Raw genomic sequence first — 25845 nt, forward strand, 5'->3', positions numbered from 1 at the left:
TTTGGATGCCAAAGGGCTGCCTCGTCATAACGGTCAGCGGGCTGGCGGGTTCCGGAACCACAACCCTCTGCAGGAATCTCGCCAGACACTACGGGTTCAAACACGTCTACGCCGGGTTGATCTTCAGGGAGATGGCCCGGGAAAAGGGGATGTCCCTCGAGGAGTTCCAGAAGTACGCGGAGCTCCACCCCGAAGTCGACAGGGAGGTTGACAGGAGGCAGATCGAGGCGGCCAGGGAGTGTAACGTTGTCATCGAAGGTCGTCTCGCCGGCTGGATGGTCGAGGAGGCCGACCTGAAGATATGGCTCGATGCTCCCATAATGGAGCGCGCCAGGAGGGTTGCGAGGAGGGAGCACATTCCCGTCGAGAGGGCCTTCGTGAAAATCGCCGAGCGCGAAAAGGACAACAGGAAAAGGTATTTAAACCTCTACGGGATCGATGTTGAGGACAGGTCGATTTACGACCTGGTAATAAATACCGCCAAATGGGGTCCCGGTGGCGTCTTCAACATAGTGAAGGCCGCCATCGACCACCTTTACCCCGACGGTGACGCGGGGTCCGGTTAGAACAACGTTTTGGGAGGTGGGATGAATGCCAGCCATTGAAGTGGGAAGACTCGCCGTGATAATAGCCGGAAGGAGAGCCGGGGAGAAGGTCGTCGTCGTTGACGTTATAGACAGGAACTTCGTCCTCGTTACCGGCGCCGGCCTCAACAGGGTCAAGCGCAGGAGGATGAACATCAAACACCTCGAGCCCCTCCCCGAGAGGGTCAACATCGAGCGCGGTGCCGACGACGAGGCCGTCAAGGCGGCTCTGGAAGAAGCTGGAATCAGCCTCGAATGAGGCCTCTTTTCTTTGTTAAACTTTTTTAACCCTCTGCACGGGGGCGGCTTTTTACCTGTGCTACATATGGAGGTTCTCGTAGAAGGGCTTTTCGGGGCAGTTCAACACCCATCGGTTTAAAAGGGTGGATTTATAAGACCTTCACCATTGGAGGGGCTGGAGTTAAAGAGATGGGGTGATGCTCATGGCCGGGAATGGGGTGAGAAAGATCCTGCCGGCGGATGTGAAGAGGAAAATCATCGTTAAGGATGAAAACGCCGAAACGAATCCAAAGTGGGGGTTTCAACCGGAAGAGAGGCCCATGGAAATGCACATGCAGTTCGGGATAATAAACCTCGATAAACCCCCGGGCCCAACGAGTCACGAGGTCGTTGCGTGGGTCAAGAGGCTCCTCAACCTGAGTAAGGCCGGCCACGGAGGGACCCTTGATCCAAAGGTCAGCGGTATCCTCCCGGTTGCCCTGGAAAGGGCCACGAGGGTCGTTCAGGCCCTGCTTCCCGCGGGTAAGGAGTACGTTGCCCTGATGCACCTTCATGACGACGTTCCCGAGGGCAAAATCCGGGCCGTTATGAAGGAGTTCGAGGGCGAGATAATCCAGAGGCCCCCGCTGAGAAGCGCCGTCAAGAGGCGGCTCAGGACGAGGAGGGTTTACTACATTGAGATACTTGAGGTCGACAACCGGGACGTTCTCTTCCGGGTTGGCGTCGAGGCCGGGACGTACATCCGATCGCTCATCCATCACATCGGCCTTGCCCTCGGCGTGGGTGCCCACATGGCCGAGCTCCGTCGTACCAGAAGCGGCCCCTTCAAAGAGGACGAAACCCTCGTGACGCTGCACGATCTCGTGGACTACTACCACTTCTGGAAAGACGACGGTATAGAGGACTACTTCCGCAGGGCCATCCAGCCCATGGAGAAGGCCGTGGAGCACCTCCCCAAGGTGTGGATAAGGGACTCGGCCGTTTCTGCCGTGACCCACGGTGCGGATCTGGCGGTTCCTGGCATCGTTAAACTCCACAGGAGCATCAGAAGGGGCGACCTCGTTGCAGTTATGACGCTCAAGGACGAGCTCGTTGCCCTCGGAAAGGCCACCATGGGGAGCGAAGAGATGCTTAATAAGAGCAGGGGGATAGCGGTCGACGTTGAGAAGGTCTTCATGCCGAGGGACTGGTATCCGAAGATGTGGTGATTCCATGGGGCACTACTACTCGGAGAACCCCGACGTTCCCATCAGGGAGAAGATCGTGGAGGTGTACCTCAGGGGTTGCAGATTTAAGTTCGTTACCGCAAGCGGTGTCTTCTCCTTTGGAAAGCTCGACAGGGGAACGGAGTTGCTGATAGAGAACATGGTGCTCAAAAATGGCTGGCGTGTTCTCGATCTGGGATGCGGTTACGGGGCCATCGGAGTGGTTGCCTCACGCTTCGTTGGGAGCGTGGTAATGACCGACGTTAACAGAAGGGCCCTGAGCGTGGCGAGGAAAAACTTAAAAATCAACGGCGTTAAAAACGCCGAGGTTCGGTGGGGAAACCTTTATGAACCCGTTAAGGGCGAGAAGTTCGACTCGATAATCACCAACCCCCCGGTGCACGCGGGAAAGGACGTGTTGAGGGAAATAGTTATAAACGCTCCCCGGCATCTCAACGATGGAGGCCTCCTGCAGCTCGTAATAAAAACAAAGCAGGGGGCAAAGTATATTAAGGCCCTGATGGACGGGCACTTCAACGAGGTGAGAGAGCTGGCCCGGGGGAGTGGTTACCGCGTGTATGCCGGGATCGCCTAGCCTGGGATGGCGCGGGCCTTGAGAGCCCGTGTCCGTATGGACACCGGGGTTCAAATCCCCGTCCCGGCGCCAAAATCCTCTGTGAAGGATCAAGGAGGTGTGTTCGTAATGGCTGACTTTAGACATATCGTCCGTGTAGCTGGAGTGGATCTGGACGGGAATAAGCAACTGAGATGGGCTCTTACAGGCATCAGGGGAATGGGGATAAACTTTACCACTATGGTGCTCAGGACGGCTGGCATAGACCCCTACATGAAGACCGGCTATCTGACCGACGAGCAGGTCAAAACCATAGAGAAGATCCTCGAGGATCCGGTGGGCCACGGCGTACCCGCCTGGGCGGTCAACAGGCCGAAAGACTACGAGACCGGAAGGGACATGCACCTTACAACGGCCAAGCTCGTCATGGCATGGCGCGAGGATGTGAACAGGCTCAGGAGAATACGCGCCTACAGGGGCATAAGGCACGAGCTTGGACTGCCAGTTAGGGGCCAGAGAACCAGATCGAACTTCAGACATGGTTCCACGGTAGGCGTTAGAAGAAGAAAGAAGTGAGGTGGTGTGAATGGGAGACCCCAAGAGACAGAGGAAGAAGTACGAGACGCCCTCTCACCCGTGGATTAAGGAGAGGCTCGAGCGTGAGAGGGTTCTCATGAGGAAGTACGCCCTCAAGAACAAGAAGGAGCTCTGGAGGCACGAAACCCAGCTCAAGGAATTCAGGCGCAGGGCCAGACGTCTCCTCGCTGCCCGTGGGGATCAGGCGGAGATCGAGAGGGTCCAGCTCCTTCAGAGGCTCAACAGGCTGGGACTCCTTCCGGCTGACGCAGTTCTGGACGACGTTCTCTCGCTCACCATTGAGGATGTTCTCGACAGGCGCCTCCAGACCATCGTTTACAGGAAGGGTCTCGCCAGAACCATAAAACAGGCCCGGCAGCTGATAGTCCACGGTCACATCGAGTTGAACGGACAGATCATCCGGTCTCCGGGTTACCTCGTCCTCAAGGAGGAAGAGGACAGCATTACCTACTCGAAGACGTCTCCCTTTGCGAGGGAAGGCCATCCCGAGAGGATGGTCATTGAAAGCGCCAGGCAGGGTGGTGAGGCATGAGTGAGGAAGTTCAGCAGGTTAACCTTAAGAAGAAGGATAAGTGGGGAGTCGCGCACATCTACTCAAGCTACAACAACACCATAATCCACATCACTGACATTACGGGGGCCGAGACGGTCTCGAGATGGAGCGGTGGTATGGTTGTGAAGGCCGACAGGGACGAGCCCTCTCCCTACGCTGCCATGATAGCCGCCAGAAGGGCGGCCGAAGAGGCCATGGAAAAGGGCTTCGTCGGCGTCCACATCAAGGTTCGCGCCCCCGGAGGGAGCAAAAGCAAGAGCCCCGGACCGGGTGCTCAGGCGGCTATACGTGCCCTGGCCAGGGCCGGCCTCAGGATAGGCAGGGTTGAGGACGTCACCCCGATTCCGCACGACGGTACCCGGCCGAAGGGCGGGAGAAGGGGCAGGCGCGTCTGACCCATAACTTCTTTTTTGGTGATGCCGATGGAGCCAAAATTCCGGATTCTCGAGAAAAAGGGGGACTCGATCAAGTTCATCGTGGAGGGAATTGACGTAACCTTCGCCAACGCCCTGAGGAGGACCATCCTCTCCGAGGTCCCCACCTTTGCCGTCGACGAGGTCGAGTTCTTCGAGAACGATTCGGCCCTCTTCGATGAGATAATAGCCCACCGACTGGCCATGATTCCCCTCACCACGCCCCCTGACAGGTTCTCGCTCGATTCCCTCGAGCTTGATGAAACCACCGTCACTCTGTCCCTTCAGGCAGAGGGGCCGGGGATGGTTTACTCGGGCGACCTGAGGAGCGACGATCCGGACGTCAAACCGGCCAACCCGGACATACCGATAGTCAAGCTCGCGGAGGGCCAGAAGCTTACCCTCAACGCCCATGCAAGGCTCGGCCGCGGTAAGGACCACGCCAAGTGGCAGCCGGGTTTCGTCTACTACAAGTACCTCACGAGGCTACACGTTGATAAGGAAGTTCCGGACTGGAAGGAACTCGAAGAGCTCGGGAAGAGGCGCGGTCTTCCAGTTGAGGAAAGGGAAGGAGAGTTGATCATCACGACCACCAAGGCCTTCTACCTTCCGGCGAAATTCGAAGCCTACGAAGGGAAGGGCATAAGTGAGGAGATAGTGCCCGGAGCGTTCGTGTTTACGGTCGAGACCAACGGGGAAATTCCGGTTGAGGAAACGGTAAGCTTAGCACTCAAAATCCTGATGAGGAAGAGCGATAGATTTATAAGCGAACTCCATAAATTAGCGTCCGACTGACGCGGGGGTTGCCGAGCCTGGCCAAAGGCGCGGGATTCAGGGTCCCGTCCCGTAGGGGTTCCGGGGTTCAAATCCCCGCCCCCGCACCAGCTTTCACGCTCATCCCTTGGACCTGTCGGTTTCCCAGCCCTGAGAGAGAGCGTTAGGAGGTATGTTCATGGTCAAGAGAACCGGTCCAACAGATATTAACCTGCGGAGACTCATCCGCTATCTCAGAAAGAAGTCGAACGAAGAAGGGGTTAAGATATGGAAGGACATCGCCTGGCGCCTTGAGAGGCCCAGAAGGCAGAGGGCTGAAGTCAACGTCAGCAGGATAAACCGCTACACCAAAGAGGGCGACACCGTCATCGTTCCGGGAAGCGTCCTCGGTGCTGGAAATCTCGATCACAAGGTCACCGTTGCCGCGTGGAAGTTCAGTGAAACCGCAAGGAAGAAGATAGTCGACGCCGGTGGAGAGGCGATAGCTATTGAAGAACTCGTCGAGAGAAACCCGAAGGGTAGTGGAGTAATCATAATGGAGTGATGCACCATGAGGATAATCAACGCTGAGGGGCTCATACTCGGGAGGCTTGCCTCGAAGGTCGCCAGAATGCTCCTCGATGGGGAGGAAGTCATCGTGGTCAACGCCGACAAGGCCATCATCACCGGTAACAGGGAGGACGTCTTTGCCAGATACAAGCGGAGAACCGGACTTAGAACTAGAACCAACCCGAGGAGGGGACCGTTCTATCCAAAGAGGAGCGATGAGATAGTGAGGAGAACCATCAGGGGAATGCTCCCGTGGAAAACCGACCGCGGGAGAAAGGCCTTCAGAAGGCTAAAGGTTTACGCCGGCGTTCCAAAGGAGCTCGAGGGCAAAGAGTTCGAGGTAATAATGGAGGCCCACATGTCCAGACTCGCAACGCCGAAGTACGTTACGGTTGGTGAAGTGGCCAGGTTCCTCGGTGGAAAGTTCTGAGGTGAGAGAAAATGAGGGTCATCCAGACTGCTGGTAAGAGAAAAACGGCCATCGCGAGGGCCACCATCAGGGAAGGAAAGGGTCGCGTCAGGATCAACCACAAACCGGTTGAGATAATCGAGCCAGAGATAGCGCGCTTCACCATAATGGAGCCGCTCGTCCTTGCAGGAGAGGAAGTGGTTGGCGGGGTTGACATAGACGTCAGGGTTAGCGGCGGGGGCTTCGTGGGACAGGCGGAAGCGGCCCGCGTAGCCATAGCGAGGGCCCTCGTGGAATGGACCAACGACATCAACCTCAAGGAAAAGTTTATGAAGTACGACAGGACCATGCTGGTAGGGGACTCGAGGAGAACCGAACCCCACAAGCCCAACCGTTCAACCAAGGGTCCGAGGGCCAAGAGGCAGAAGTCCTACCGCTGATGGCTTTCCTTTAATCCATTTGGAGGGTGGTTCCGTTGATAGTCCCCGTCAGATGCTTCACGTGTGGAAAGGTCATAGGAGACAAATACTACGAGTTCAAGGAGAGGGTTGAGAAGGGCGAAGACCCCGAGAAGGTACTCGACGACCTCGGGATAGAAAGGTACTGCTGCAGGAGAACCCTGCTGAGCCACGTCGAGCTCATCGATCAGGTAATGGTATACCGCGTATATTGAAAAACCGCACTTCTGGGGGGGCCGTGGGGTAGCTTGGTCTATCCTCCCGGCTTGGGGTGCCGGAGACCCGGGTTCAAATCCCGGCGGCCCCACCAAAATTTGCAAAGGTGGTTGGGATGTTCGAGTACACCAGATTTGAGAAGGCCCGCATAATAGGAGCAAGGGCCCTCCAGATAGCAATGGGCGCCCCGATACTCATCGATGTCCCCGAAGGGATCACCCCGCTCGATGCGGCGATGCTTGAGTTTGAGAAGGGGATAATCCCGCTCACCGTAATCAGACCGGGCTGATGAAAGATGACCCTGATAGAGAACGTGATCGGCAGGGTGGTAGTGCTCAGAGGCGGCAGGTATTCCGTGGAGGTCGACGTTGTAACCAGCTCGGGTTTTGGCAGATTTGCCGCCCCGGTGGACGAGAACCCGGCCCTCTACGTGGCCGAGGCCCACCGTGCCGTTAGCGAGGTCGACGAGATAATCGGGCCCGAGCTGATAGGCTTCGATGCCTCCGAGCAAGAACTTATAGACAGTTACCTCTGGGAGATCGACGGCACGGAGAACTTCAGCCACATCGGGGCCAACACGGCACTGGCGGTCTCGGTGGCGGTTGCCAGAGCCGCCGCCGACGTCAGAAGAATGCCCCTTTACAGCTACATAGGGGGCACCTTCACGACGGAACTGCCCGTTCCGATACTGGAGGTAGGAAAGGGTGATACCTTTGACTACTACGTGATGGTCAGGGACCTGATGGAGATAACCGACGTGGTCGATGCGGCCAGCAGGGTTACAAAGCTGGCCGAAAGCGGAACCGTTGAGGCCCTTTCAAAGGCAACCGAGAAGGCCTCTGACGAGCTCGGTCTTGAGGTGGCCCTCGGGCTCGTGCAGAAGGCCCCCCTGAGCACCGAAGAAGTGCTCTCAACGGTAGAGGACAACAACGTGGCCTACGTAAAGCCCATCGGTGACGAGGAGCTCTTCCTCGAGCTCGTATCGAGCACCCACGGGGTCTTCATCGATGGAGAATACCTCTTCCGTGAGAGGGACGTACTGGACAGGCGCTACTACAACGCCCTGTCGGTAAAACCCATAAACCTCGGCACGCTCACCGACTTATACAACCTCGTGAACGATGCGAAGTCGGAGAGGATCGTCCCGATACTTGCGGAGGCTCGCTACGAGTCCTCCGACGGGACGGCTGCCCATCTTACCGTGGGTTTACGCTGTCCGGCGATGGTGCTCCGTTCGGACTCCGTCGCCAAACTGAACGAGCTGATAAGGATAGCCGAAGATCTTGGTGAAAGGGGAAGGGTAATAACCTTTGAAGGATGAGGAGGTGTGAAGAATGGAGGAATATCTCGTTCCACTCGATCAGTACCTTGCCGCGGGTGTCCACATAGGCACCCAGCAGAAGACCCAGGACATGAAGAAGTTCATCTACCGCGTCAGGCAGGACGGCCTCTACGTTCTCGACGTCAGGAAGACCGACGAGAGGCTCAGAACGGCCGGTAAGTTCCTCGCCAGATTCGATCCGGAGGGCATACTCGCGGTCAGCGTCAGGCTCTACGGCCAGAAGCCCGTCAAGAAGTTCGGGGACGTTACGGGCGCGAGGTCAATTCCCGGGCGTTTCCTCCCCGGAACGATGACCAATCCAAACGTCAGGAACTTCATCGAGCCGGACGTTCTCGTCGTCACGGACCCAAGGGCCGACCATCAGGCGGTGAAGGAGGCCATTGAGGTAGGCATACCGATAGTGGCCCTCGTCGATACCGAGAACTTCCTCAGCTACGTTGACCTCGCCATACCGACCAACAACAAGGGCAGGAAGGCTCTGGCTCTGATCTACTGGATACTGGCGAGGGAAGTCCTCTACAACAGGAAGGAGATAGAAACCCGGGAGGACTTCAAGGTTCCGGTAGAGGATTTTGAGATGCAGATCATCAGAACCTGAGGAGAAAGCTTTTTATTTTACCCGCTTATCCTCCCTCGCGCGGGGGTGCCCGAGCCTGGCCAAAGGGGGCGGACTTAAGATCCGCTGCCGCAGGGCTGCGCGGGTTCGAATCCCGTCCCCCGCACCAAAGCTTTAAAAGTCATTCGATGTACGTGTGCCGGAAGTGAGGTGATAAAAATGGCGAGATTCCCTGAGGCTGAGGCCAGAATATTCAGAAAGTACGTCTGCATGCGTTGCGGTGCCACGAACCCGTGGAAAGCCAAAAAGTGCAGAAAGTGTGGTTACAAGGGTCTCCGCCCGAAGGCCAGAGAGCCACGCGGTGGAATGGGACGCTGAGGGCACCGGCCCTCGAGGTTTTTCATTTCTGCTGGTTTTCCCTTTCGGAATCGCTCTCCAGCCTTGAGAGCATCTCCTTCAGAAACTTCACTCCCTCCTCGAAGAGCCTTTCTCCTTCTGGAGTGAGTCTGTAGTACTTCCTTGATGGTTTTCCGGTCCTGCCCTCCTCCCATTCCGCGGTGACGTATCCATCCTTCTCCAGTTTGTAGAGGACGACGTAGGAGCTAACCGTGGCGGGCTCGAAGTCAAAGGCCCCTTTTATCCTCTCCTTGAGCTCGTAGGCGTACATGGGTCTCTCCTTCAATAGCCTCAGGATGTACAACCAGAGGACCTCCTTCGTTACCTTGGTTTTGAGCCTCTCCATCGGGGGTCGTCATGACCGGCACCAGCTTTTATGTTTTGGAAATATTTTGGAATCGTGTAATTTAAACGTTTTGCAAAAAGGTTTTTATCCACTGAAGACCATACACCACAGGTGAAACCTATGAGTTTTGATACGAGCGGAATCGTGGGAGACGTGGGCATCGGGGGAGTGGCGGGCTTCCTTACGGGCTTTGCCCTGAAGAAGGTCATGAAGGTAGTGACGGCCCTGATTGGTGCCTACCTCCTCAGCCTCTTCTGGCTTCAGCAGAAGGGGGTAATAACCATAAACACGGACAGGTTGTTCAACATCACGGGTGACCTGACGTCCCAGATAGTCTCCCTAAGCCAGAAGGTGATCGGCATCCTCCCGGGCACGGGGGCGTTTCTGGCGGGTTTCTACCTCGGCTTCCAAAAAGGTTAAATTCCCTCTTTAGTCTTTTTACCCCATGAGCTACGAAAGGAAGATCCTTCTTCGCCATTCTCTGGCCTCCATCCTCTCCCTCGGCCTCACCGGACTAACGAGGTTCCTGTACAGCGCGATAGTTGCCAGACGTTTTGGCCTCCGGGAACTCGGAATGGCGAATTCCCTCATCTCTCAGGCTTTCTTTCTGGCGATACCCCTGAGCTTCTTTGCGGTGGCCCTCGGCAAGTACGCCTCGCAGTTTCTGGGAAGCGGTGATGCCGACTCAATACGCTCCATGACCCTCCCGTCCTTCCTCCTTCCCCTCGCGGGATTGCTCCTCCTGCCGGTCAACGGTTACCTCGGGATCCTCTCAACCCTCCGGGGGATTCAGCTGACCCTCAGGAGCTTCCTCTACGGAATACACAGGGGGGAGCACTACGCTTACGTGATGATTCTGGCCTTTCCGGGCTTTTTCATAGGCCTGTTGCTTCCCGATGTCTTTGCACCCTACCTCCTCTTCCTCGGGCTGACGGCCCTCGCGGCGCTCTTTTACATGGTGAGGTTCGACCTCCTTGGAAGGCCCCGTCGCCGGGAGATGGGTCTCCTCGTGAAGTATTCCTCCTTCGCCTTTCTGGGGACCCTGTCAGGAGTCTTTCTGATACAGGGGCCCTACTTCATGAGCGAGTACCTGTCCGGTCCGGAGGTGAGCGGGGTTGTGTCTGCCGCGCTCTCAACCGCGTTTCTCCTGACCTATCTGCCCCAGATCCTCCAGTCCGCGATAACCCCGATTTTCTCCTACGAATACGGCAGGAACGAGAAGGGTTACGTTAAACTGCTCACTGAGAAGACCACGTCCCTTTTAATCCTCGCCACGGGCGTTACGGTCTTTCTTCTAATGCTGCCCGGCAGGGAAACCCTCTCGGCGATATTCGGCTTTGACGTTGGCCCGGCCCTCTACACGGCCCTCATGGCCATGGAGATCTACATAGCCTACAACCCCACCATAGTTGCCCTAAACGCCACGGCCTACGTCAAAAAAGGAACCCTTGTAGCTCTATCCGGTGCCCTCGTGGCCCTCTTCTCATGGCTCTACCTCATACCGGCCTTTGGAGCAGTGGGCGTGACGGTGGGTCTGATGCTCGGCTATGCTGCCATACTCGCTGGAGTTACCCGCTACGGAGCGATGCTCCTCGGCGTATCCCGGAGGATATACGCACCTCTTGGAGTGGCCCTGCTCCTCCAGTCCTCGGTCTTCATCTCGAAGTACGCCCTGACGCTCGCCTTCCTGCTCTTCCTCCTCTACGAGAGAGAAGAAGTGCGGGAAGCCATGGGAATCATCCGGTCCCTTCGGAACGGAGAAAACTGAAGGCCCATCAGGAGAAGCTTCCATCGTGGAAAGAACATGGCGCCCCGGCGGGGATTCGAACCCCGGACCTCGAGGTCCGCAGCCTCGCGCCCTATCCAGACTAGGCCACCGGGGCACCGCCCGCTAACCATTTGGAGGAGCGTTTATAAATTTAACCGTCCGGGCTCACCGAAAGATTTATAAATCGGCTCCGGATGAGTATTCTACGGACAGAGCGCGGTGGTAGTCTAGTCTGGTCTAGGACAGCGGCCTGCCACGCCGCTGGCCCGGGTTCAAATCCCGGCCACCGCACCACAATCCGTTTCTTTAAAACCTGCGTGTCCAGAACTTCAGGAGAACGGTGACGAGAATAAAGGGAAAAGGCTCACTCTCCGGTGGCGCCCTTCAGGGCGTCCTTGCAGGCACAGTGCCGCTCCTTCGGGATGTGCTTGATCGCTCCCATCAGTAGGTACTTTATCTCCTCACTCTTCTTCTCCATGAGCTCGACGACTTCCCTGTGGGTGAGTTTTTCCCCGCTCATTCCCGCGGCGAAGTTTGTAACTATGGCAACGCTCGCGTAGCACATCTCGAGCTCCCTCGCCAGAGCGGCCTCCGGACACTGGGTCATCCCAACGACGTCCGCCCCGAGGATCTTAAGGGCCCTTATCTCGGCCCTCGTCTCAAAGCGCGGCCCTTCCATGCAGGCGTAGGTTCCCGTTGGGTGGTAATTGAAGCCGAGCTCTTTCGCCGAAGTTATCAAAGCCTTCCTGAGCTCCGGGCAGTAGGGATCCGTGAAGTCCACGTGGGCCACGAACTTCCTGTCGTGGGGGCTCTCCTCGCCGTCGTAGAAAGTGTAGTGCCTCGTCTTCGTGAAGTCCATGAGCTGGTCGAGGATAACGAAATCACCCGGCTTCATGGCCTCGTTGAGCGAGCCCACGGCCGAGGTTGAAAGTATCCTTTCCACGCCAAGCTCGTGAAGGGCCCAGATGTTGGCGCGGTAGTTCACCCTGTGCGGGGGGGTGTTGTGCTTTTCCCCGTGCCTTGCCAGAAAAACTATCTCCTCCCCATCGTACTCGCCTACCTTCACCCTGACGTCTCCGTAGGGCGTGCCCACAAACAGCTCTCTAACGTTTTCCAGAATCTCTGGATCGTAAACCCCCGAACCTCCGATAATGGCTATCCTTGGCATGGTACCACCTTAAAAAAGGACGATAAAAGGCTTAAAACGTTAGTGCTTTTCCCAGAGAACCCTCTGGCGCTCCGCCCCTTCTTCAAGGTTCTCCCTGACCTCCCCACCGGCCTGCTGCTCGAGTATCCGCGTGAGTATCTCGCTCAGAAGCCACGAACCCCATCTGGGATCCTTAACTTCGCGGGCGGCATCTATGGCCCCGTCTATGTCGCCGGATTTCAACCTGTAAACCGCCACGCTTCCGAAGGCAAGGGAGCGGAGGTAGTTGCCCCGAACTGACCGGGCGAACTTCAGTGCCTCATCGAACTCCCCGAGTTTGGAGAGGTAAGTTGTAACCTTGACCCTGATGGCATCCTCGCGGGTGCGCTCTCCAACCTCCCTAATGATGGAGAGGTATCTGGAGTCGGCCCTCTTCGAGAGAAGCCCGTCCATTACAACTCCCGCCACTCTCTCAAACTCCTCCCCCTCGAGGCGTCCGAGAAGGGCCGAGAGGGCCTCTTTACTGTCGATGGACGTTTTGGCGATGTCTTCCAGAAGGGAGAGCCTTTCCCCCGGCTGGAGCCTTTCGAGGATCCCCATGACGAAATCAATCTCCCCCTGTCTGGCGAGACCGATCAGAAGGGATCTCAAAACCTCAAAACCCCCCTCGGAGGACATTCCAAGGGCTACCTCCACGAACTTTTCGTAGGTGTCCACCGGAACGCTGGCGTTCTTCAGGTGGACGGCCACTTCCTTCATGGCCTCCTCAAGCCAGTACTCGCTCTTAAGTTCCGAAAGTATTCTAATGGCACTTCCAAACTCCTCACGTTTTAGGTGCTCCTTTATAGTCTCCAGTTGCGCTATGGAGCGCCACGGTTCTTCGTCTATCCTCTCCACCACGAGCCACGCCCTGCGCATGTTGCCGTTCCGCAGGTAAATCCTGAGCACTTTAAGGAGGAGGTCGTTCCGCTTTACGGAGTCCCTGATATCAACCGCGTAGAAGAGGGCATCATTCGGGAGGTTGAGTTCCAGAAGCCGGGTTACCAGCTCACCGAGCAGATCGTCCCTCAGTGGCTCCGGAAACTCCGTAATAGACTCGTAAGCCTGCTGAAAGACCTTTTGAGATGCTTTCGGATCTATCCCCTTGAGATGCGTTCCGATCTCTATGAGAGCTTTAACAGTAAGGGCCGGGTTTTCGATGGATGCAACCGCGTTCAGGGCGTATTTAAAAGCGGTTTTGTAATCGGGGTTCTTCGCGCGGTACATGTAGTAACCGACTCTGGCACAGGTGATCGCCCGGATGTAGTCGTCCCTTATACCGGAGGCCATCCGGAGGGCCTCACCGTAAACGTCCATAACGTTTCCACCCGAAAAGGTTTGGGCAGATACTATTTAATCATTTTCCAAAAACCCGGTGAGAAGACAAGAGGTTAGTCAAAAAACGAAAGTTCAGCTGAGCTCGTCGTAGACCACTCCAACGACCTCTCCGTCGTCGAGCGAGACGAAACTTACCCGGGTCTTTTTGCCACTCTTGGGGTCGATAACAACGAAATCCGGTCTGGACAGGTATTTACTGGAGGGTATACGCCAGACATCGCCGTAATGGGCGCGGAGTTCCTCCAAAAACCTTTTTGAGTTCCGTCTAATAACGGTTGGCATTGATATCACCGTTAGTATGTACTACTCAAAAGTATAAAAACCTTTCTATAGACATTCGTTAAACATAATATCGACGATCGGCGAATTAAAAAGGAAGAAGGAACCCAACCGTTTATAAACTTCGAGGAGACCTATACCCGGTGTGGGAGATGGCGCTGGAAAAACTCGGAAAGGCTCTCAACAACGCCCTCAGAAAGCTCGCCCGTTCGGGCGCCGCCGATGAGGCCGTGGTTAAGGAAGTCATAAGGGACATCCAGAGGGCCCTCATTCAGGCGGACGTTAACGTGAGACTGGTCCTCCAGCTGACGAAGACCATAGAGAGGAGGGCACTTGAGGAGAAACCCCCGGCGGGAGCATCGAAGAAGGAGCATATCATCCAGATAGTTTATGAGGAGCTCACGAAGTTCCTTGGAAATGAAGCAAGGCCACTCGAGGTGAAGGCAAAACCCACGATCCTGCTGACGGTTGGCATTCAGGGATCGGGCAAGACCACGAGCGTGGCCAAACTGGCAAGGCATCTCCAGAAGAGGGGTTACAAAGTTGGAGTAGTGTGCTCGGATACGTGGCGTCCCGGCGCTTACTTCCAGCTAAAACAGCTCGTCGAGCCCTTCGGAATAGAGGTCTTCGGCGACCCCGAGGAGAAAGATGCCGTGAAGCTCGCCCGTGAGGGCGTCGAGCACTTCAAAGCCAGAGGTGTGGACGTCATAATAGTGGACTCCGCCGGAAGGCACAGGGAGGAGAGGGGCCTCATTGAAGAGATGAGAATGATAAGCGAGGCCATAAAACCGCACGAGGTAATCCTCGTTATCGATGGAACGATCGGCCAGCAGGCCTACAATCAGGCGCTGGCGTTTAAAGAGGCCACCCCAATAGGATCCATCATCGTCACGAAGCTCGATGGTTCCGCCAAGGGTGGTGGGGCCCTTTCAGCCGTCGCTGCCACCGGAGCTCCAATAAAGTTCATAGGCGTTGGTGAGAGGATAGACGACATAGAGCCCTTCGATCCCAAACGCTTCGTCTCCCGGCTCCTCGGAATGGGGGACATAGAGGGACTGCTTCAAAAGCTCGAGGAACTCCAGAAGGGACAGGAACTCAAGGAGGAGGACATCGATAAATTCCTGAAGGGCAGGTTCAACCTGAAGGACATGTACGCCCAGCTCGAGGCCATGCAAAAGATGGGACCGCTGAAGCAGGTTCTCCAGATGATCCCCGGTCTGGGTTACTCCCTTCCCGAGGATGCCGTCAAAGTCGGCGAGGAGAAGCTGAAAAGGTACAGGGTGATAATGGACTCAATGACCGAGGAAGAGCTCGAGAACCCCGAAGTAATCAACTATTCAAGGATAAAGCGAATCGCAAGGGGTTCAGGAACCAGCACCCGCGAGGTCAGGGAACTTCTCCAGCAGTACAACCAGATGAAGAGAACCTTTAAGAGCCTCGACAAAAGAAAGCTTTCCAAGATGATGAAGAAGTTCAACTTCGGGGGGCTGGGGATATGATAACCGTTCTGGTGCTGGTCGTCGTAAGGCCGGGAACGGAGGAGAAGGTTTACAACGCCCTGAAGAACGACAGAAGGGTGAAGGAGATCTACCGCGTCTACGGAGAGTACGACATCATCCTAAAGGCGGAGGTTAAGGACATCCGGGAGCTGGACCTGTTCCACGACGAGGTGCTCAGGAAGGTTAGGGACATAGAAATGACGGAAACCCTGATAGCCAGCCCTTACGGGGGGTAGGCTTTGGAAAAGAGATGGGTGGCGAGGATTAACCTCGACACCCTCGAGATCGATTACGACCCCTCCTTTAAATTTAAGTGCGTTGAGAACTGCGGAAAGTGCTGCCGGGATCTTGAGGTACCCCTGAGGGACGAGGACATAGAGGAGATAGAGGCCCTCGGGTACAGCGCATGGGAGTTCGTTGATTACGAAAAGATGTTCTACAGGGGCGACAGGTTCCTGAGTTATGCCCTGAAAAAGCGTCCCTTCGACGGAGGCTGCGTTTTCCTCGACCCCGAAACGATGAAGTGCCGGATATACGAGAAAAGGCCCCTCGCGTGCAGGCTGTACCCTTTCATCTTCGTTAAGAAGGGGAATCTCATGGAAGTGTACGTTAAGAGGGACTCCTTCTGCCCCGGTATAGACCATCCGGAGGGAGAGAGCATCGACAGGATACTCCTTCGCGATTACCGGGACGTTATAGAGACCTACCGTAGGAAGGCTGTAAAGGATCGCGGGTAACCGAAACATATTTAAACATTTTTTTGTTAATCCCACGCCACCGGAGGTGAGAGGATGAGCCAGCTAAAGTCGGTTCAGGAGAAGCTCAAGCTGATCAGGGTGCTCAGACTCCTCAAAAAGACCTACACCTACGAAGAGCTGTCGAGAATGACAGGCCTTCCGATAACGGTGCTCAACAGGTACGTAAGGGGGAAGGTTCTTCCGAGTGCCGAGAGGACGCGGAAACTCCTTGAGCTGCTCACGCCCTACATCAAAATCGAGGAGGAGGTCAGAAAGAGGATAAAGTTCGATGAGCACGGCTTCTTCGACAACATGCCCGTGCTGGGCGACACGACCCTCATGGGCCTCATAGCCGAGAAGGTGGCGAGCGATTACCTCGATAGGGGCGTGGATAAGGTCCTGACCGCTGCCACCGACGGAATAGCCCTCGGCGTCCACATTGCCAGAGAACTCGGCGTTGATATTGTCTACGCCAAGAAGAAGAAGGAAGTAGGGGTGGAGAAGTTCTACGAGGTCAGCTACGTTCCAAGCGCCTCGGGAAGCGTTACAACGCTCTACCTCCCGCAGTGGGCCCTCAGAAAGGGGGAGAACGTTCTCATAGTGGATGACGTCATAAGGAGCGGTGAGACCCAGAAGGCCCTGATTGAGATATGCAAAAGGGCCGGGGCGAAACCCGCGGGCATGTTCTTCCTGATAAGCGTCGGCGATGTAATCGACCGCCTCAAGAAGGAGTACAGCGTTCCGGTAGAGAGTCTCATAACTCTGGAGTGAGCAGGATGAAGGTGCTGATATACAACGCAGACGGCCTGAGCCTGCCGGTCGAGGTCGAGGTGGGGGTTCCCTTTAAATTCACCTGCAAAGAGGGGGAGTGTGGTAAGAGGATTGTCATAGAAGGGATCGTGAGGCCCGCGAGCGAGGAGGAGTTCAACGAGGTCCTCGAGAAAACCGTAAGCAGTAACCCGGGTTTCAAAAGGATACGGGAGATAACCGCGAGAAGGCTGGTGTTCGAGGGAAAGGTCAACGGAAAGCCTGCTCTCCTCCCGGTCGAGAGCCTCGACGACTTCGCCGAACGATTCATGAGCGAGGTCTTAGTCCTCCGTTAGTTTAAGCCTCCAGTCCTCCTTGACCACCTGCATGGCCACGCTCGTGTTGGTCTTCTCGACCCCCTCGAGGGAGAGGAGCCACTTAACGAAACGGTTCATGTCGGCCCTGTCCCTGAACTTCGCCACCACGAGGATGTCGAACTCCCCCGTGATGTCGTAAACCACAACGGCCCTGTCGTTCCGGGCTATCTCACGCTCTATTTCGGTTATCTTCCTTCCCTGCGCCTTGATTCCTATCACCGCGGTGAGTCCAAAGCCAAGCTTCTCGTAGTCGAGAACCGGCGCGAAGCCCCTGAGTATTCCCTCCTCTTCCATCCTCCTGATCCGGTTGTACACGGTCCCCACCGCCACATCGAGCTCGCGCGCTATCTCGCGGTAGGACAGTCGGGCGTTCTCCTGAAGGAGGGAGAGTATCCTAACGTCCAGCTCGTCCACCATTCCGGCCACCGCTGTTGGTTTAGAAGTCTCCTTTAAATACCCTCCGGGGGTTAATAAGCCTCCACGGGTGAAGCCGGGTACCATCCCTGTTCCTCCTTTTCTATCCTGATATCCAGAGGTTCGAGCCTTTTATCGGGGTTAAATCCGTGTTTGATGCCCCATTTTCTCAGGTACCTAACAACGAGCCTTGCCCCAAGCCTTGCTAACGGATAGAATGGAATTAAGAATGGATTCCCCCTCATGACCATCGGCAGACCGTTCGTCACCTCTTTGTAGAGGTGCCTCCACGCGTAATAGAGGTGCAGGAACCTTCCCTCCGTCATCATCCCCTCGACGTCGAAGAAGTCCCTGCCTTTCAGCATTCCCATTGGAACGAACGCCAGTGGAGTTACCGAAAAGTGGGCCCTGTTGCCGAGCTTTTCCTCCAGTTCCCTCTCCATCGTCAGTATGAGCCGGGCCGTCATTATCTCGTCCTCCTCATCCTCCCCCGGGAGCCCCAGTATGGTGGTATAAGCCGGGAACCAGTAGTTCCTGTTGAGTACGTAAGTTCCGTTCAGCAGGACCCAGGGCCACTCCTCTGGTGAGAAAGGCTTCATTTTGTTGTTCATGTAAAGCCCGATTAACCTCGGCGAAGCCGTTTCAAACCCCACCTGTATTCCGATCCAATGCCTCTCGTTTGCCCCCACTATTCTTGATATCGTCTCCACCATCCCGGGGTTCGCCAGTGCCCCGGCAACAGCTCCGTGGGTCGGGTTCACGTTCCTCGTATACCTCCTCGCCATCTCAAAGAGCTCAATAACGGCTTCCGCATTTGGATAGAAGTTCCGCTTATCTTCAACTTTATACAGGAAGATGTCCTCGCTGTGGAGCCATGCATGATCTATGCCCGCTTTCGTGTTCAGCCTTATCTCCTCTTCGATTTTTTCCAAGGGAATATAACGGGCAACCCTTAGGTTGGGCTCACAGAACCTGCAGCCCCGTCCACATCCTCTCATCACCTCAACGAGACCCTTGTAAGATGGGGCGACTATGGTGGGGATCTCATCCACCCTTGGCCAGCCCTTAACCTGAATGGTTCTGTCCGCACTTCCGCTCTCTATCTCCCTGAAGATATCTCCGGCAACGTGATCGACCTCGCCGATCACCACATGGTCAATCTTCAGCCCTTCCCTTCCTTTGAAGTCAATCTGCCAGGCCCCCGGGCCACCGACGACGAGCTTAAAATTGTAGCCTTTTCTATCCCTGATCGAGTTTATCCTCCGCACCAGCTGAAGGAACTTTAGCTTCGTGTAGTTTGTCCACCTGCCGCCGTTTGTGAACATCATGCTCACCGGCCCGAGTCCCATTGGATCCATCTCATAAAGCGCTACGATGGTTGTCTTATCATCTATGAATTGCTCTATCGCTCTTGGATGGGCAACGACCACCTCATCCCTCCCGAACCCCTGGGTGAGTAAAGCCGCCTCCACCTTTCTCAGTCCGTAGGGAGCTTCACTCAGGATTCCGTTTTCGTCCGGAAGCTGGGAGTCAAGGATGTGATAGACCCACCCGGGCATCTTCTCCACAGGAGCACAGCCGAGGAAGTCCAAGAGGGGAACGTTGTGATAGGTGCTCGTCAGCGTTTCATCTGTGCTCAACACGATCCTCGCCATGGTATCATCCCCGTAATTATCTTCATACCTATGAAAGAAGACTTGCATATTTAAATCTATCGAAACCCTGCTCTAAGTTCAATGCTCCCTAATCCAAAACCTGAAGAACCCTCTCAAAAAGGCCCTCGATTTTTCCGGGCCCGAATTCCACGACCTCCACCGGGTGCAGAAGGGGTAGCAAATCTTCTGTAACCACCCTCCATGGCTCTTTTATACTCGAGACAACTTCCAGCGCCCTTCTGTAGTCTTCCCCTTTAAAGATCGCCACCTTGCTTGGAGCAACTGCAAGGACCAAGTCAGAATCAACGGACTTTTTAGTCGGGGCCGCGAAGTTGTTATAGGACTCCACTATCGTGAGCTCGTGATTCCTCTTGATGTAGTTCAGGCATTCATCGGCCTTTTCACGGGACGTTATTAGAAGTTCATCTATTTCACTGGTATTTAGCGGTTCTGGATTTACCACAGAGACAAGTTTTTTGACCTCTTCCTTGAGCGGTCTTGTCAGTCTCCTTAAGTTTTCGGGAACATAATACTGCTTAGTTTCAGTGGTACTCGTTACTCTGATCATCGTCACCTGGCTTTGGTATGTGAGCGCTATGTAACTGCTGCTCCTCCAGCCAACTTTTTCCGGATCTGGAGGAAAAAGAAGAACGGTCACTGGGCTTTCAATTTCTATTGATTCAGAGCTTTTCGCCGATTCATGGAGTCTATAGGCATCCTCGCCCATTAGAAGGCCGGCCTCAACGCTCTTGGATAGATACTCGTATTGATACCAACCATTAAAGGCACTCACGGGCTTAGAAACTCCAATATCAATCCCTCTCTCCACTGCATCTTCAATTAGAGAAGTTGCCAAAGTTGTTTTACCTGAGTCATAAGGGAGGACACCAACTATTAAGACGGAAGGCATCTAAACCACCTCCGGGATCGTTATTAATTTTTTCTCGATAACTACCTTATTTTTACATGTCCTGTCCTCCGGAAACTTCAAACGATGCCTTAAGCCCGAGAACCTTTTAAGTTTTAAGGTGTGGTGAGCTTCCAGACCAGCAAAAAGCTTATAAACCCCTGCCGGGGATAGGATAGCGGGCGGAGGACCGGTAGCCTAGCCAGGACAGGGCGGCGGCCTCCTAAGCCGCAGGTCCGGGGTTCAAATCCCCGCCGGTCCGCCACAAAACGTTCTATTGACCTATCCGTTGAAAAACAGGTGAAGGGCTTAAAGCCCCCTGAGTCCCGGGAACCAGACCTTCTTACCGGCCCGCTCTTTCTCCCCGTCCCACTCGGCGAGTATCCTAACGGCCTCACTGGCCACCATAGCCGCTTCCTTCTCGCCCGCCTTTCCGAACTCGTCGGTTATCCTGTTGGCAAAGACGGCACAGACGCAGCCTGCCCTCAGACCGTATAAACCTGCCAGAGTGTAGAGGGTGGCCGCCTCCATCTCGAAGTTCGTAACGTTGGCCACCCTCAGATCGTCCACGATGTTCCTTGCGAAGCTCGGGAAGTAGCCGTTTAACCCCGGCCTTCCCTGACCGAGGTAGAAGCTGTCGGTGGAGGCCGTTATGCCGACGTGGTACCTGACCCCCATAGTCTCGGCGGCCTCTATCAGGGCGAGGGTAACCTCAAGGTCAGCAACTGCCGGATACTCCACCCTGACGTACTGCTTTGAGGTTCCCTCAAGCCTGACGGCGGCTCTGGCTATTATGAGGTCACCGATCTCTATCCCGGGCTGTATGGCACCCGTCGAGCCCACCCTTATGAAGGTATCCGCGCCGATAGCGGCAAGCTCCTCAACGGCTATGGCTGTCGAAGGCCCTCCTATGCCGGTTGAGGTTGCGCTTATCCTAACCCCCCTGTACCTCCCGGTGTGAGTTCTGTACTCCCTGTGGAAGGCTATCTCCTTCCTCTCGTCCCAGAGGGAGCTTATCTTTGGAACCCTCTCGGGATCGCCGGGCAACAGGACGTACCTCGAAACGTCCCCCGGTTTGCAGGCTATGTGGTACTGATAGCCCTCCTCGGTCTGGGGCCTCTCGGCCGAAACGAACCTCTCTCCCATGGGGATCACCCTTTTACCCTTTACGGGGTATATCAGGATGCTACCATAAAAACCTTGGGTGCCTCATGCTCCAGCTGTCCCCGGGAATTTCAGGGGAGAGGTTGAAGGTATTTAAGGGTTGAATCCAAGCATGAGGGGGTGGTATCATGGCAGGGGTAAGGTATCCTGCGGTTGCCGGGAGCTTCTATCCCCCGGATGAGGAATTAAAGGAGATGCTGGACAGGTTCTTCAGGGATCTGGGTGAGGAGGGAAGCGAGAGAAGGATAACCGCCGGGGTGGCGCCACATGCGGGTTACGTCTTTTCGGGTTTCACGGCATCGAGAACCTACAAGGCGATCTTCGAGGACGGGCTTCCAGAGACGTTCGTGATCTTCGGGCCGAACCACACGGGCATGGGCTCGCCGATAGCGGTCTATCCCTCCGGGAAGTGGCGCACTCCCCTTGGAGACGTTGAGGTTGACTCCGAGATGTCCATGGCCATAGCGAGGCTCTCCGGAGTGGCGGATCTCGACGAGATGGCCCACAGGTACGAGCACTCGATAGAGGTGCAGCTTCCCTTTATCCAGTACCTTGCGGAGAAATCGGGGAAGGAGATCAGAATAGTTCCCATAACCCTTGGAATTCAGGACGAGGAGGTTTCCCGGGACCTCGGAAGGGCCGTGTTTGAGGCGAGCGAGGAGCTGGGCAGGGACGTTGTGGTGATAGCGAGCACCGACATGATGCACTACGGCCCGATGTACGGCTACGTGCCCTTCAGGGCGAGGGGGGACGATTTACCCGGCAGGATAAAGGAGTGGGACTTCAGGGTTATAAGGCGGGTCCTCGACTTCGACGTGGAGGGAACCTTCCGGGAGCTCCGTGAGATGAACCACACGATGTGCGGGCCCGGGGGGGTTGGAGCTGCAATAGTGTTTTCGAGATTAAAGGGAGCGGTTGAGGCGGAGCTCCTCCACTACACGACGAGCTACGAGATCAGCAGAAGTACAGATGCCATAGTCGGGTACGCGAGCATCGTCATGAGAAAGGCATGAAGGGTCTGACTTTTTGTTCACCCCTTTGTGCTTCCCTTCCCTCAAAACCGGGTGAAAATAACCGCAATGATGGTCCTCCCCTCTGTACTGTATGGGGGGAAGAGGACATAACAGGGCACCCGCTGGGGTTAAGTTTAATTATTCCCGGGATATAGTTTGAGCCTGAGGCGATGGAATGGGGAGCATAAAATCAAAAACCGTCAAAATTTTAGATGACATGGGGATCCCGAAGGATTCTGATGAACTCCGGGAGGGTCAAAGATGAGGGTCTTAGCTTCTGCACCGGCCAAGGTCATACTCTTCGGGGAACACAGCGTTGTTTACGGAAAGCCTGCAATAGCGGCCGCAATAGATCTCAGGACGTACGTCCGGGCCGGGTTCAACGAGAATGGTGCGATTAAAATCGAGGCAAGGGACATTAAGGTACCCGGCCTGACGGTTTCCTTTTCGGAGAACGAGATCTACTTCGAAAGCGATTACGGGAAAGCGGCGGAGGTTTTGAGCTACGTGCGGCAGGCGATCGAGCTCGTCAGGGAGGAAGCGGATAAAAGGAAGGGCGTAACCGTCTCGATAACGTCCCAGATTCCCGTTGGTGCAGGCCTCGGAAGCTCCGCAGCCGTTGCTATTGCCACCATTGGAGCCGTTTCAAGGCTCTTTGGCCTTGAGCTTACCCGCGAGGAAATAGGAAAGCTCGGGCATAAGGTTGAACTCCTCGTTCAGGGGGCATCGAGCGGCATAGACCCAACCGTATCCGCCCTTGGGGGCTTCATCCACTACGAAAACAGGAAGTTCGAACGCCTTCCCTTCATGGAGCTCCCGATAGTCGTCGGCTACACGGGCTCGAGCGGCTCAACCAAAGAGCTCGTCGCCATGGTGAGGAGAACCTACGAGGAGATGCCGGAAGTGGTGGAACCCCTTCTCGTCGCGATGGGGAGGATCGTTGAAAAGGCCCGCGGGTTACTGCTCTCCGAGGTGGAAGAAAGGGCCCGCTTTGAAGAACTCGGAAGGCTCATGAACATCAACCACGGCCTCCTCGATGCCCTCGGAGTTTCGACGAAGAAGCTGAGCGAGCTCGTTTATGCGGCGAGGACGGCAGGAGCGGTTGGGGCCAAGATAACGGGCGCAGGCGGAGGGGGCTGTATGTACGCTTTGGCCCCGGAAAATCAGAGCGAGGTGGCGACGGCAATAAAGATAGCCGGCGGGGTACCGATGATAACCAAAATCAGCAGGGAGGGGTTGAGGATAGAGGAGGTCAAACCCTGAGCCCCCGGAGGGAGTTTCCACCTTAAAACTCAACACCTTCACCGTTTTTCGGGAGGAGTACCCTTTCACCCCAGTTCTCCCTGAACCACTCCCTCTTCTCCGTGTGGACCGGAACTATGAAGTCGGGGTCTATCCCCTCTATCACTTCCCTCAGTTCTTCCCTTGATAAGTGTCCCGAGGCGTGGAGGCCCTTCTCGAACCTCGGCCTTCCGTATCTGTCCACTCTAAAGCCGTGAACCTCAAAACCGAAGTACCTGAGCCAGTTCCAGAGCCTGAGGAAGCTGAACTCCTGCTCCTCCCCGAAGGCCTCGCTCGAGGAGTAAATGTAATCTCCGCCCTCAGGCATCACATCCAGAAGGTTCGGCATGTCGTAGAAGGAGAAGCACAGCAGGTAATTTTGCGGGTTGCTTCTGATCTCCGCCGGTGAGACGTATTGATCCGAATAATTCCCCTGAACGATAACAGTCTCCCACTTGTCGCGTTTGGCCTTTAGATCACCGTATATCCTCAATCCCTTCAGCCTCTCAACGCCGTCAACAAGCCGGAGGGCGTGGAGGAAGTAGGCGTCCTTTGCAGTAATCACCAGCTCCCTTCCGCTTTTCTCCGCGATCCTTTTGAAGCTCTCGAGCCTCTCGAAGTTCCTCGCCGAAAAGTCCGCCACAACGAGGCCCCTGCTTTCTTCAACAATCCGGAGGGCGTTTTCGTAAACCTCCTCCTCAGAAACGTTCCCGTGCTCCTCCCTTCCGACCCTCGTGCCCTCGGTTATCAGCACGCTCGAGTTTCTGGCGGCCCTGATGAACGCCTCGGTTTCTTTTCCCTTTTTCCCGTGAAGCCTGAAGTCACCCGTGTAGGCCAGACTGACGTCGCCTTCGATCACGTAAGCCAGCGCCCCGTATATGGAGTGATCCACCGGGAAGGGATGGATCTCAAAGGCCAAATCCACCCCTTCGAGGGTCTCCACCTCTGAGGGGACTATTTTCCTCACCCTCCCCGATTCCTGTCCGGGCCTGTAGAAGAGGAACTCACGCAGGCTCTCGTTCTCCTCGGTCAGGACGATCGGCCTCGATGGATAGTCCCCTCTCCTCGATTCCAGCACGAAACCCCCTTCGTCCTGAGGCACTCTGAGCCTGTAGTAGGGAAGCTCGATCCCGAAATGGTTGCCCCCTCTGGAGGTGTCGTTTATGGCCTTCAGGATGGCGAGGGTAGCCGGTGAGCCGACGATCGGAAAAGTCCAGAAAGAGGCCGTTTTTCCCTTCCTGCAGGTGGATTTTCGTTCCTCCGATGGTATCGGCACCATCATGTATCGTCAGGAGCATTGGGTTCACCTTTGTTTTAAGTTTACAATAAGGGGTTTAAACCTATCGGTCTTCAAAACCCCTATAAACCCCGGTTTGCATTTTTATCCGGTGTTAACGATGATACTGATAAAACTCGGCGGGAGCGTTGTAAGCGATAAGAACGTCCCCTATTCGTTTAACAGAGAGGTTGTGGAGGCCATAGCTGAAGAACTCAGAGGGTTTTACCCGGATGAAAGCTTTATCCTCGTCCACGGGGGCGGAAGCTTCGGCCATCCAAACGCAAAGGAATACCGTATCAGGGAAGGGCTTACAGGTGATCCAGAGAGAAAAAGGATAGGCTTCTCAAAGACCCATCAGGCGATGCTCGAACTAAACGGCCTGATAGTTGAGACCTTCCTTAAAAAAGGTCTGCCCGCTTATTCCGTCTCCTCCTCATCGATCTTCCTCGTTGAAGAAGGCGGGATCGTCTACGGCGATGTTGAGGTCCTTAGAAAGCTCCTCGAGAGGGGTTTCATCCCGGTTCTCTTCGGCGACAGTGCCGTGGCCCTCGAGGGGGGAATAGATATCCTCTCCGGGGACCAGATAGCCGGCTATCTGGCCAAGATGTTCAGGCCGGAAAAAGTGATCTTCTTGATGGACGTTGACGGAATCTATGACAAAAACCCGAAGGAAAGGGATGCCAGGCTTATAGAGGAGCTCAGCGGCGGGGAGATTGAGCACCTCCTCGAGAGTCCGGAATCCGCTGGAATAGACGTTACCGGAGGAATCGGGAACAAACTGAGAGAAGCCCTGAAGATAGCCCTCTATTCGGAGGTTTACTTCATAAACGGAGGGGTTAGGGGAAACCTCAGCAAGGCGATAAGGGGAGAAAAAGTCGGCACGCGGCTCAGGCTATAGCTTTTTCATTCACCGGGCTTTCTGGAATTAATGGAAAACTTAACCCGGAATGAATTTATATCAAAAATGAAAAGGGAAGGGTTATTACCAG

At 55.4% G+C, this 25845-nt stretch carries 35 protein-coding genes and 7 tRNA genes; 32 read left to right on the plus strand and 10 right to left on the minus strand.

Annotated elements, in window-relative coordinates; all coding sequences use genetic code 11:
• The first annotated feature begins 5 nt into the window (after window positions 1-5).
• The 20 genes from cmk (at window position 6) to A3L12_RS00825 (ending at window position 8848) form a co-directional block, all read left to right on the plus strand.
• The gene (cmk, locus tag A3L12_RS00730; protein ID WP_088881831.1) at window positions 6-566 is read left to right on the plus strand and encodes a (d)CMP kinase; all 561 of its coding nucleotides are present in this window, start codon (window positions 6-8) and stop codon (window positions 564-566) included.
• Between the two features lie 25 nt (window positions 567-591).
• On the plus strand, window positions 592-843 hold the full coding sequence (locus tag A3L12_RS00735) for a 50S ribosomal protein L14e (protein WP_088881832.1): 252 nt from the start codon (window positions 592-594) through the stop codon (window positions 841-843).
• Window positions 844-1027: 184 nt separating this feature from the next.
• On the plus strand, window positions 1028-2032 hold the full coding sequence (locus A3L12_RS00740; RefSeq protein WP_088881833.1) for an RNA-guided pseudouridylation complex pseudouridine synthase subunit Cbf5: 1005 nt from the start codon (window positions 1028-1030) through the stop codon (window positions 2030-2032).
• A gap of 4 nt (window positions 2033-2036) precedes the next feature.
• Window positions 2037-2624: a class I SAM-dependent methyltransferase gene (locus A3L12_RS00745; protein WP_088881834.1), complete on the plus strand. Its 588-nt coding sequence runs from the start codon at window positions 2037-2039 to the stop codon at window positions 2622-2624.
• Window positions 2610-2696: transfer RNA gene (locus A3L12_RS00750), tRNA-Ser, on the plus strand. The genes A3L12_RS00745 and A3L12_RS00750 overlap by 15 nt, the downstream gene beginning before the upstream one ends.
• Window positions 2697-2732: 36 nt before the next feature.
• A complete protein-coding gene (locus A3L12_RS00755; RefSeq protein WP_088881835.1) occupies window positions 2733-3179 on the plus strand; it encodes a 30S ribosomal protein S13 in 447 nt (148 codons plus the stop codon).
• Between the two features lie 10 nt (window positions 3180-3189).
• Window positions 3190-3732 (plus strand): 30S ribosomal protein S4, encoded by a 543-nt coding sequence (locus A3L12_RS00760; RefSeq protein WP_088881836.1) that lies wholly within the window; start codon window positions 3190-3192, stop codon window positions 3730-3732.
• Window positions 3729-4148 (plus strand): 30S ribosomal protein S11, encoded by a 420-nt coding sequence (locus tag A3L12_RS00765; protein WP_088881837.1) that lies wholly within the window; start codon window positions 3729-3731, stop codon window positions 4146-4148. Before A3L12_RS00760 ends, A3L12_RS00765 begins: the two co-directional genes overlap by 4 nt.
• 27 nt (window positions 4149-4175) lie before the next feature.
• A complete protein-coding gene (locus A3L12_RS00770) occupies window positions 4176-4961 on the plus strand; it encodes a DNA-directed RNA polymerase subunit D (RefSeq protein ID WP_088881838.1) in 786 nt (261 codons plus the stop codon).
• 1 nt (window position 4962) lies between these two features.
• A tRNA-Leu gene (locus tag A3L12_RS00775) sits at window positions 4963-5050 on the plus strand.
• Between the two features lie 68 nt (window positions 5051-5118).
• The gene (locus A3L12_RS00780; RefSeq protein ID WP_088881839.1) at window positions 5119-5484 is read left to right on the plus strand and encodes a 50S ribosomal protein L18e; all 366 of its coding nucleotides are present in this window, start codon (window positions 5119-5121) and stop codon (window positions 5482-5484) included.
• A 6-nt stretch (window positions 5485-5490) separates the two neighbouring features.
• On the plus strand, window positions 5491-5919 hold the full coding sequence (gene rplM / locus A3L12_RS00785) for a 50S ribosomal protein L13 (protein ID WP_088881840.1): 429 nt from the start codon (window positions 5491-5493) through the stop codon (window positions 5917-5919).
• A gap of 11 nt (window positions 5920-5930) precedes the next feature.
• Window positions 5931-6338, plus strand: coding sequence for a 30S ribosomal protein S9 (locus A3L12_RS00790; RefSeq protein ID WP_088881841.1), 408 nt, complete (start codon window positions 5931-5933; stop codon window positions 6336-6338).
• A gap of 35 nt (window positions 6339-6373) precedes the next feature.
• Window positions 6374-6571, plus strand: coding sequence for a DNA-directed RNA polymerase subunit N (locus A3L12_RS00795; RefSeq protein WP_088881842.1), 198 nt, complete (start codon window positions 6374-6376; stop codon window positions 6569-6571).
• A 17-nt stretch (window positions 6572-6588) separates the two neighbouring features.
• Window positions 6589-6666, plus strand: a tRNA-Pro gene (locus tag A3L12_RS00800).
• A 21-nt stretch (window positions 6667-6687) separates the two neighbouring features.
• Window positions 6688-6861 (plus strand): DNA-directed RNA polymerase subunit K, encoded by a 174-nt coding sequence (locus tag A3L12_RS00805; RefSeq protein WP_088881843.1) that lies wholly within the window; start codon window positions 6688-6690, stop codon window positions 6859-6861.
• Window positions 6862-6867: 6 nt separating this feature from the next.
• Complete coding sequence (locus A3L12_RS00810; protein ID WP_088881844.1) at window positions 6868-7893, plus strand: hypothetical protein; 1026 nt, start codon at window positions 6868-6870, stop codon at window positions 7891-7893.
• A 13-nt stretch (window positions 7894-7906) separates the two neighbouring features.
• Window positions 7907-8512 carry a 30S ribosomal protein S2 gene (gene rpsB / locus A3L12_RS00815; RefSeq protein WP_088881845.1) on the plus strand — a complete coding sequence of 202 codons (606 nt, stop codon included), beginning with the start codon at window positions 7907-7909 and terminating at the stop codon, window positions 8510-8512.
• A gap of 39 nt (window positions 8513-8551) precedes the next feature.
• Window positions 8552-8639, plus strand: a tRNA-Leu gene (locus A3L12_RS00820).
• Window positions 8640-8689: 50 nt separating this feature from the next.
• The gene (locus tag A3L12_RS00825) at window positions 8690-8848 is read left to right on the plus strand and encodes a 50S ribosomal protein L40e (RefSeq protein ID WP_014012517.1); all 159 of its coding nucleotides are present in this window, start codon (window positions 8690-8692) and stop codon (window positions 8846-8848) included.
• A gap of 22 nt (window positions 8849-8870) precedes the next feature.
• On the opposite strand, the gene A3L12_RS00830 is transcribed toward A3L12_RS00825, so the two are convergent.
• Window positions 8871-9212 carry a PadR family transcriptional regulator gene (locus A3L12_RS00830; protein WP_088881846.1) on the minus strand — a complete coding sequence of 114 codons (342 nt, stop codon included), beginning with the start codon at window positions 9210-9212 and terminating at the stop codon, window positions 8871-8873.
• Window positions 9213-9332: 120 nt separating this feature from the next.
• On the opposite strand from A3L12_RS00830, the gene A3L12_RS00835 reads away from it, so the two are divergent.
• Both A3L12_RS00835 and A3L12_RS00840 read left to right on the plus strand, forming a co-directional pair.
• Window positions 9333-9632 (plus strand): FUN14 domain-containing protein, encoded by a 300-nt coding sequence (locus A3L12_RS00835; RefSeq protein WP_088881847.1) that lies wholly within the window; start codon window positions 9333-9335, stop codon window positions 9630-9632.
• 25 nt (window positions 9633-9657) lie between these two features.
• Entirely contained in the window at window positions 9658-10980 is a 1323-nt protein-coding gene (locus tag A3L12_RS00840; RefSeq protein WP_088881848.1) for a lipopolysaccharide biosynthesis protein, read from the plus strand.
• A gap of 37 nt (window positions 10981-11017) precedes the next feature.
• Here A3L12_RS00840 and A3L12_RS00845 read toward each other — a convergent pair.
• Window positions 11018-11095: transfer RNA gene (locus A3L12_RS00845), tRNA-Arg, on the minus strand.
• 101 nt (window positions 11096-11196) lie between these two features.
• Between A3L12_RS00845 and A3L12_RS00850 the strand changes: the two genes are divergently transcribed.
• Window positions 11197-11274: transfer RNA gene (locus A3L12_RS00850), tRNA-Gly, on the plus strand.
• A gap of 70 nt (window positions 11275-11344) precedes the next feature.
• Here A3L12_RS00850 and mtnP read toward each other — a convergent pair.
• The 3 genes from mtnP to A3L12_RS00865 all read right to left on the minus strand — a co-directional run bounded on the left by mtnP (window position 11345) and on the right by A3L12_RS00865 (window position 13786).
• Window positions 11345-12148, minus strand: a complete 804-nt coding sequence (gene mtnP / locus A3L12_RS00855) for an S-methyl-5'-thioadenosine phosphorylase (RefSeq protein ID WP_088881849.1) — start codon at window positions 12146-12148, stop codon at window positions 11345-11347.
• Window positions 12149-12187: 39 nt separating this feature from the next.
• Window positions 12188-13483: a hypothetical protein gene (locus A3L12_RS00860; protein ID WP_088881850.1), complete on the minus strand. Its 1296-nt coding sequence runs from the start codon at window positions 13481-13483 to the stop codon at window positions 12188-12190.
• 93 nt (window positions 13484-13576) lie between these two features.
• Window positions 13577-13786: a hypothetical protein gene (locus tag A3L12_RS00865; RefSeq protein ID WP_088881851.1), complete on the minus strand. Its 210-nt coding sequence runs from the start codon at window positions 13784-13786 to the stop codon at window positions 13577-13579.
• 149 nt (window positions 13787-13935) lie between these two features.
• Here A3L12_RS00865 and A3L12_RS00870 point away from each other — a divergent pair, with 149 nt between their 5' ends.
• Genes A3L12_RS00870 through A3L12_RS00890 form a run of 5 tightly spaced genes read left to right on the plus strand, consistent with a single transcriptional unit; the run spans window position 13936 to window position 17122 of the window.
• Entirely contained in the window at window positions 13936-15282 is a 1347-nt protein-coding gene (locus A3L12_RS00870) for a signal recognition particle protein Srp54 (protein ID WP_088881852.1), read from the plus strand.
• A complete protein-coding gene (locus A3L12_RS00875) occupies window positions 15279-15518 on the plus strand; it encodes an Lrp/AsnC family transcriptional regulator (RefSeq protein WP_088881853.1) in 240 nt (79 codons plus the stop codon). Before A3L12_RS00870 ends, A3L12_RS00875 begins: the two co-directional genes overlap by 4 nt.
• Window positions 15519-15521: 3 nt before the next feature.
• Entirely contained in the window at window positions 15522-16019 is a 498-nt protein-coding gene (locus A3L12_RS00880) for a YkgJ family cysteine cluster protein (RefSeq protein WP_088881854.1), read from the plus strand.
• 54 nt (window positions 16020-16073) lie between these two features.
• Window positions 16074-16790 (plus strand): phosphoribosyltransferase family protein, encoded by a 717-nt coding sequence (locus A3L12_RS00885; RefSeq protein WP_088881855.1) that lies wholly within the window; start codon window positions 16074-16076, stop codon window positions 16788-16790.
• Window positions 16791-16795: 5 nt separating this feature from the next.
• On the plus strand, window positions 16796-17122 hold the full coding sequence (locus tag A3L12_RS00890; protein WP_088881856.1) for a hypothetical protein: 327 nt from the start codon (window positions 16796-16798) through the stop codon (window positions 17120-17122).
• Here the strand turns inward: A3L12_RS00890 and A3L12_RS00895 are convergent.
• The 3 genes from A3L12_RS00895 to A3L12_RS00905 form a co-directional block, all read right to left on the minus strand.
• On the minus strand, window positions 17108-17560 hold the full coding sequence (locus A3L12_RS00895; protein ID WP_198300066.1) for an Lrp/AsnC family transcriptional regulator: 453 nt from the start codon (window positions 17558-17560) through the stop codon (window positions 17108-17110). The genes A3L12_RS00890 and A3L12_RS00895 overlap by 15 nt on opposite strands.
• A 50-nt stretch (window positions 17561-17610) precedes the next feature.
• The gene (locus A3L12_RS00900; protein ID WP_088881857.1) at window positions 17611-19212 is read right to left on the minus strand and encodes a radical SAM protein; all 1602 of its coding nucleotides are present in this window, start codon (window positions 19210-19212) and stop codon (window positions 17611-17613) included.
• A gap of 88 nt (window positions 19213-19300) precedes the next feature.
• Window positions 19301-20122 (minus strand): ATPase, encoded by an 822-nt coding sequence (locus A3L12_RS00905; RefSeq protein ID WP_088881858.1) that lies wholly within the window; start codon window positions 20120-20122, stop codon window positions 19301-19303.
• Window positions 20123-20306: 184 nt separating this feature from the next.
• On the opposite strand from A3L12_RS00905, the gene A3L12_RS00910 reads away from it, so the two are divergent.
• A tRNA-Arg gene (locus A3L12_RS00910) sits at window positions 20307-20384 on the plus strand.
• A gap of 44 nt (window positions 20385-20428) precedes the next feature.
• Here A3L12_RS00910 and udp read toward each other — a convergent pair.
• Window positions 20429-21265 carry a uridine phosphorylase gene (gene udp / locus A3L12_RS00915; protein WP_088881859.1) on the minus strand — a complete coding sequence of 279 codons (837 nt, stop codon included), beginning with the start codon at window positions 21263-21265 and terminating at the stop codon, window positions 20429-20431.
• Between the two features lie 146 nt (window positions 21266-21411).
• On the opposite strand from udp, the gene A3L12_RS00920 reads away from it, so the two are divergent.
• Together A3L12_RS00920 and A3L12_RS00925 are read left to right on the plus strand one after the other, a co-directional pair.
• Window positions 21412-22296 carry an MEMO1 family protein gene (locus A3L12_RS00920; protein ID WP_088881860.1) on the plus strand — a complete coding sequence of 295 codons (885 nt, stop codon included), beginning with the start codon at window positions 21412-21414 and terminating at the stop codon, window positions 22294-22296.
• A gap of 261 nt (window positions 22297-22557) precedes the next feature.
• On the plus strand, window positions 22558-23559 hold the full coding sequence (locus A3L12_RS00925) for a mevalonate kinase (RefSeq protein ID WP_088881861.1): 1002 nt from the start codon (window positions 22558-22560) through the stop codon (window positions 23557-23559).
• A 22-nt stretch (window positions 23560-23581) separates the two neighbouring features.
• Here the strand turns inward: A3L12_RS00925 and A3L12_RS00930 are convergent, their stop codons facing one another.
• Window positions 23582-24859, minus strand: coding sequence for an MBL fold metallo-hydrolase RNA specificity domain-containing protein (locus A3L12_RS00930; RefSeq protein ID WP_232462895.1), 1278 nt, complete (start codon window positions 24857-24859; stop codon window positions 23582-23584).
• 115 nt (window positions 24860-24974) lie between these two features.
• Between A3L12_RS00930 and A3L12_RS00935 the strand changes: the two genes are divergently transcribed.
• Complete coding sequence (locus A3L12_RS00935) at window positions 24975-25754, plus strand: isopentenyl phosphate kinase (protein WP_088881862.1); 780 nt, start codon at window positions 24975-24977, stop codon at window positions 25752-25754.
• Window positions 25755-25845 lie beyond the last annotated feature (91 nt).

The sequence above is a fragment of the Thermococcus sp. P6 genome (assembly GCF_002214525.1).
Lineage (GTDB): Archaea > Methanobacteriota_B > Thermococci > Thermococcales > Thermococcaceae > Thermococcus.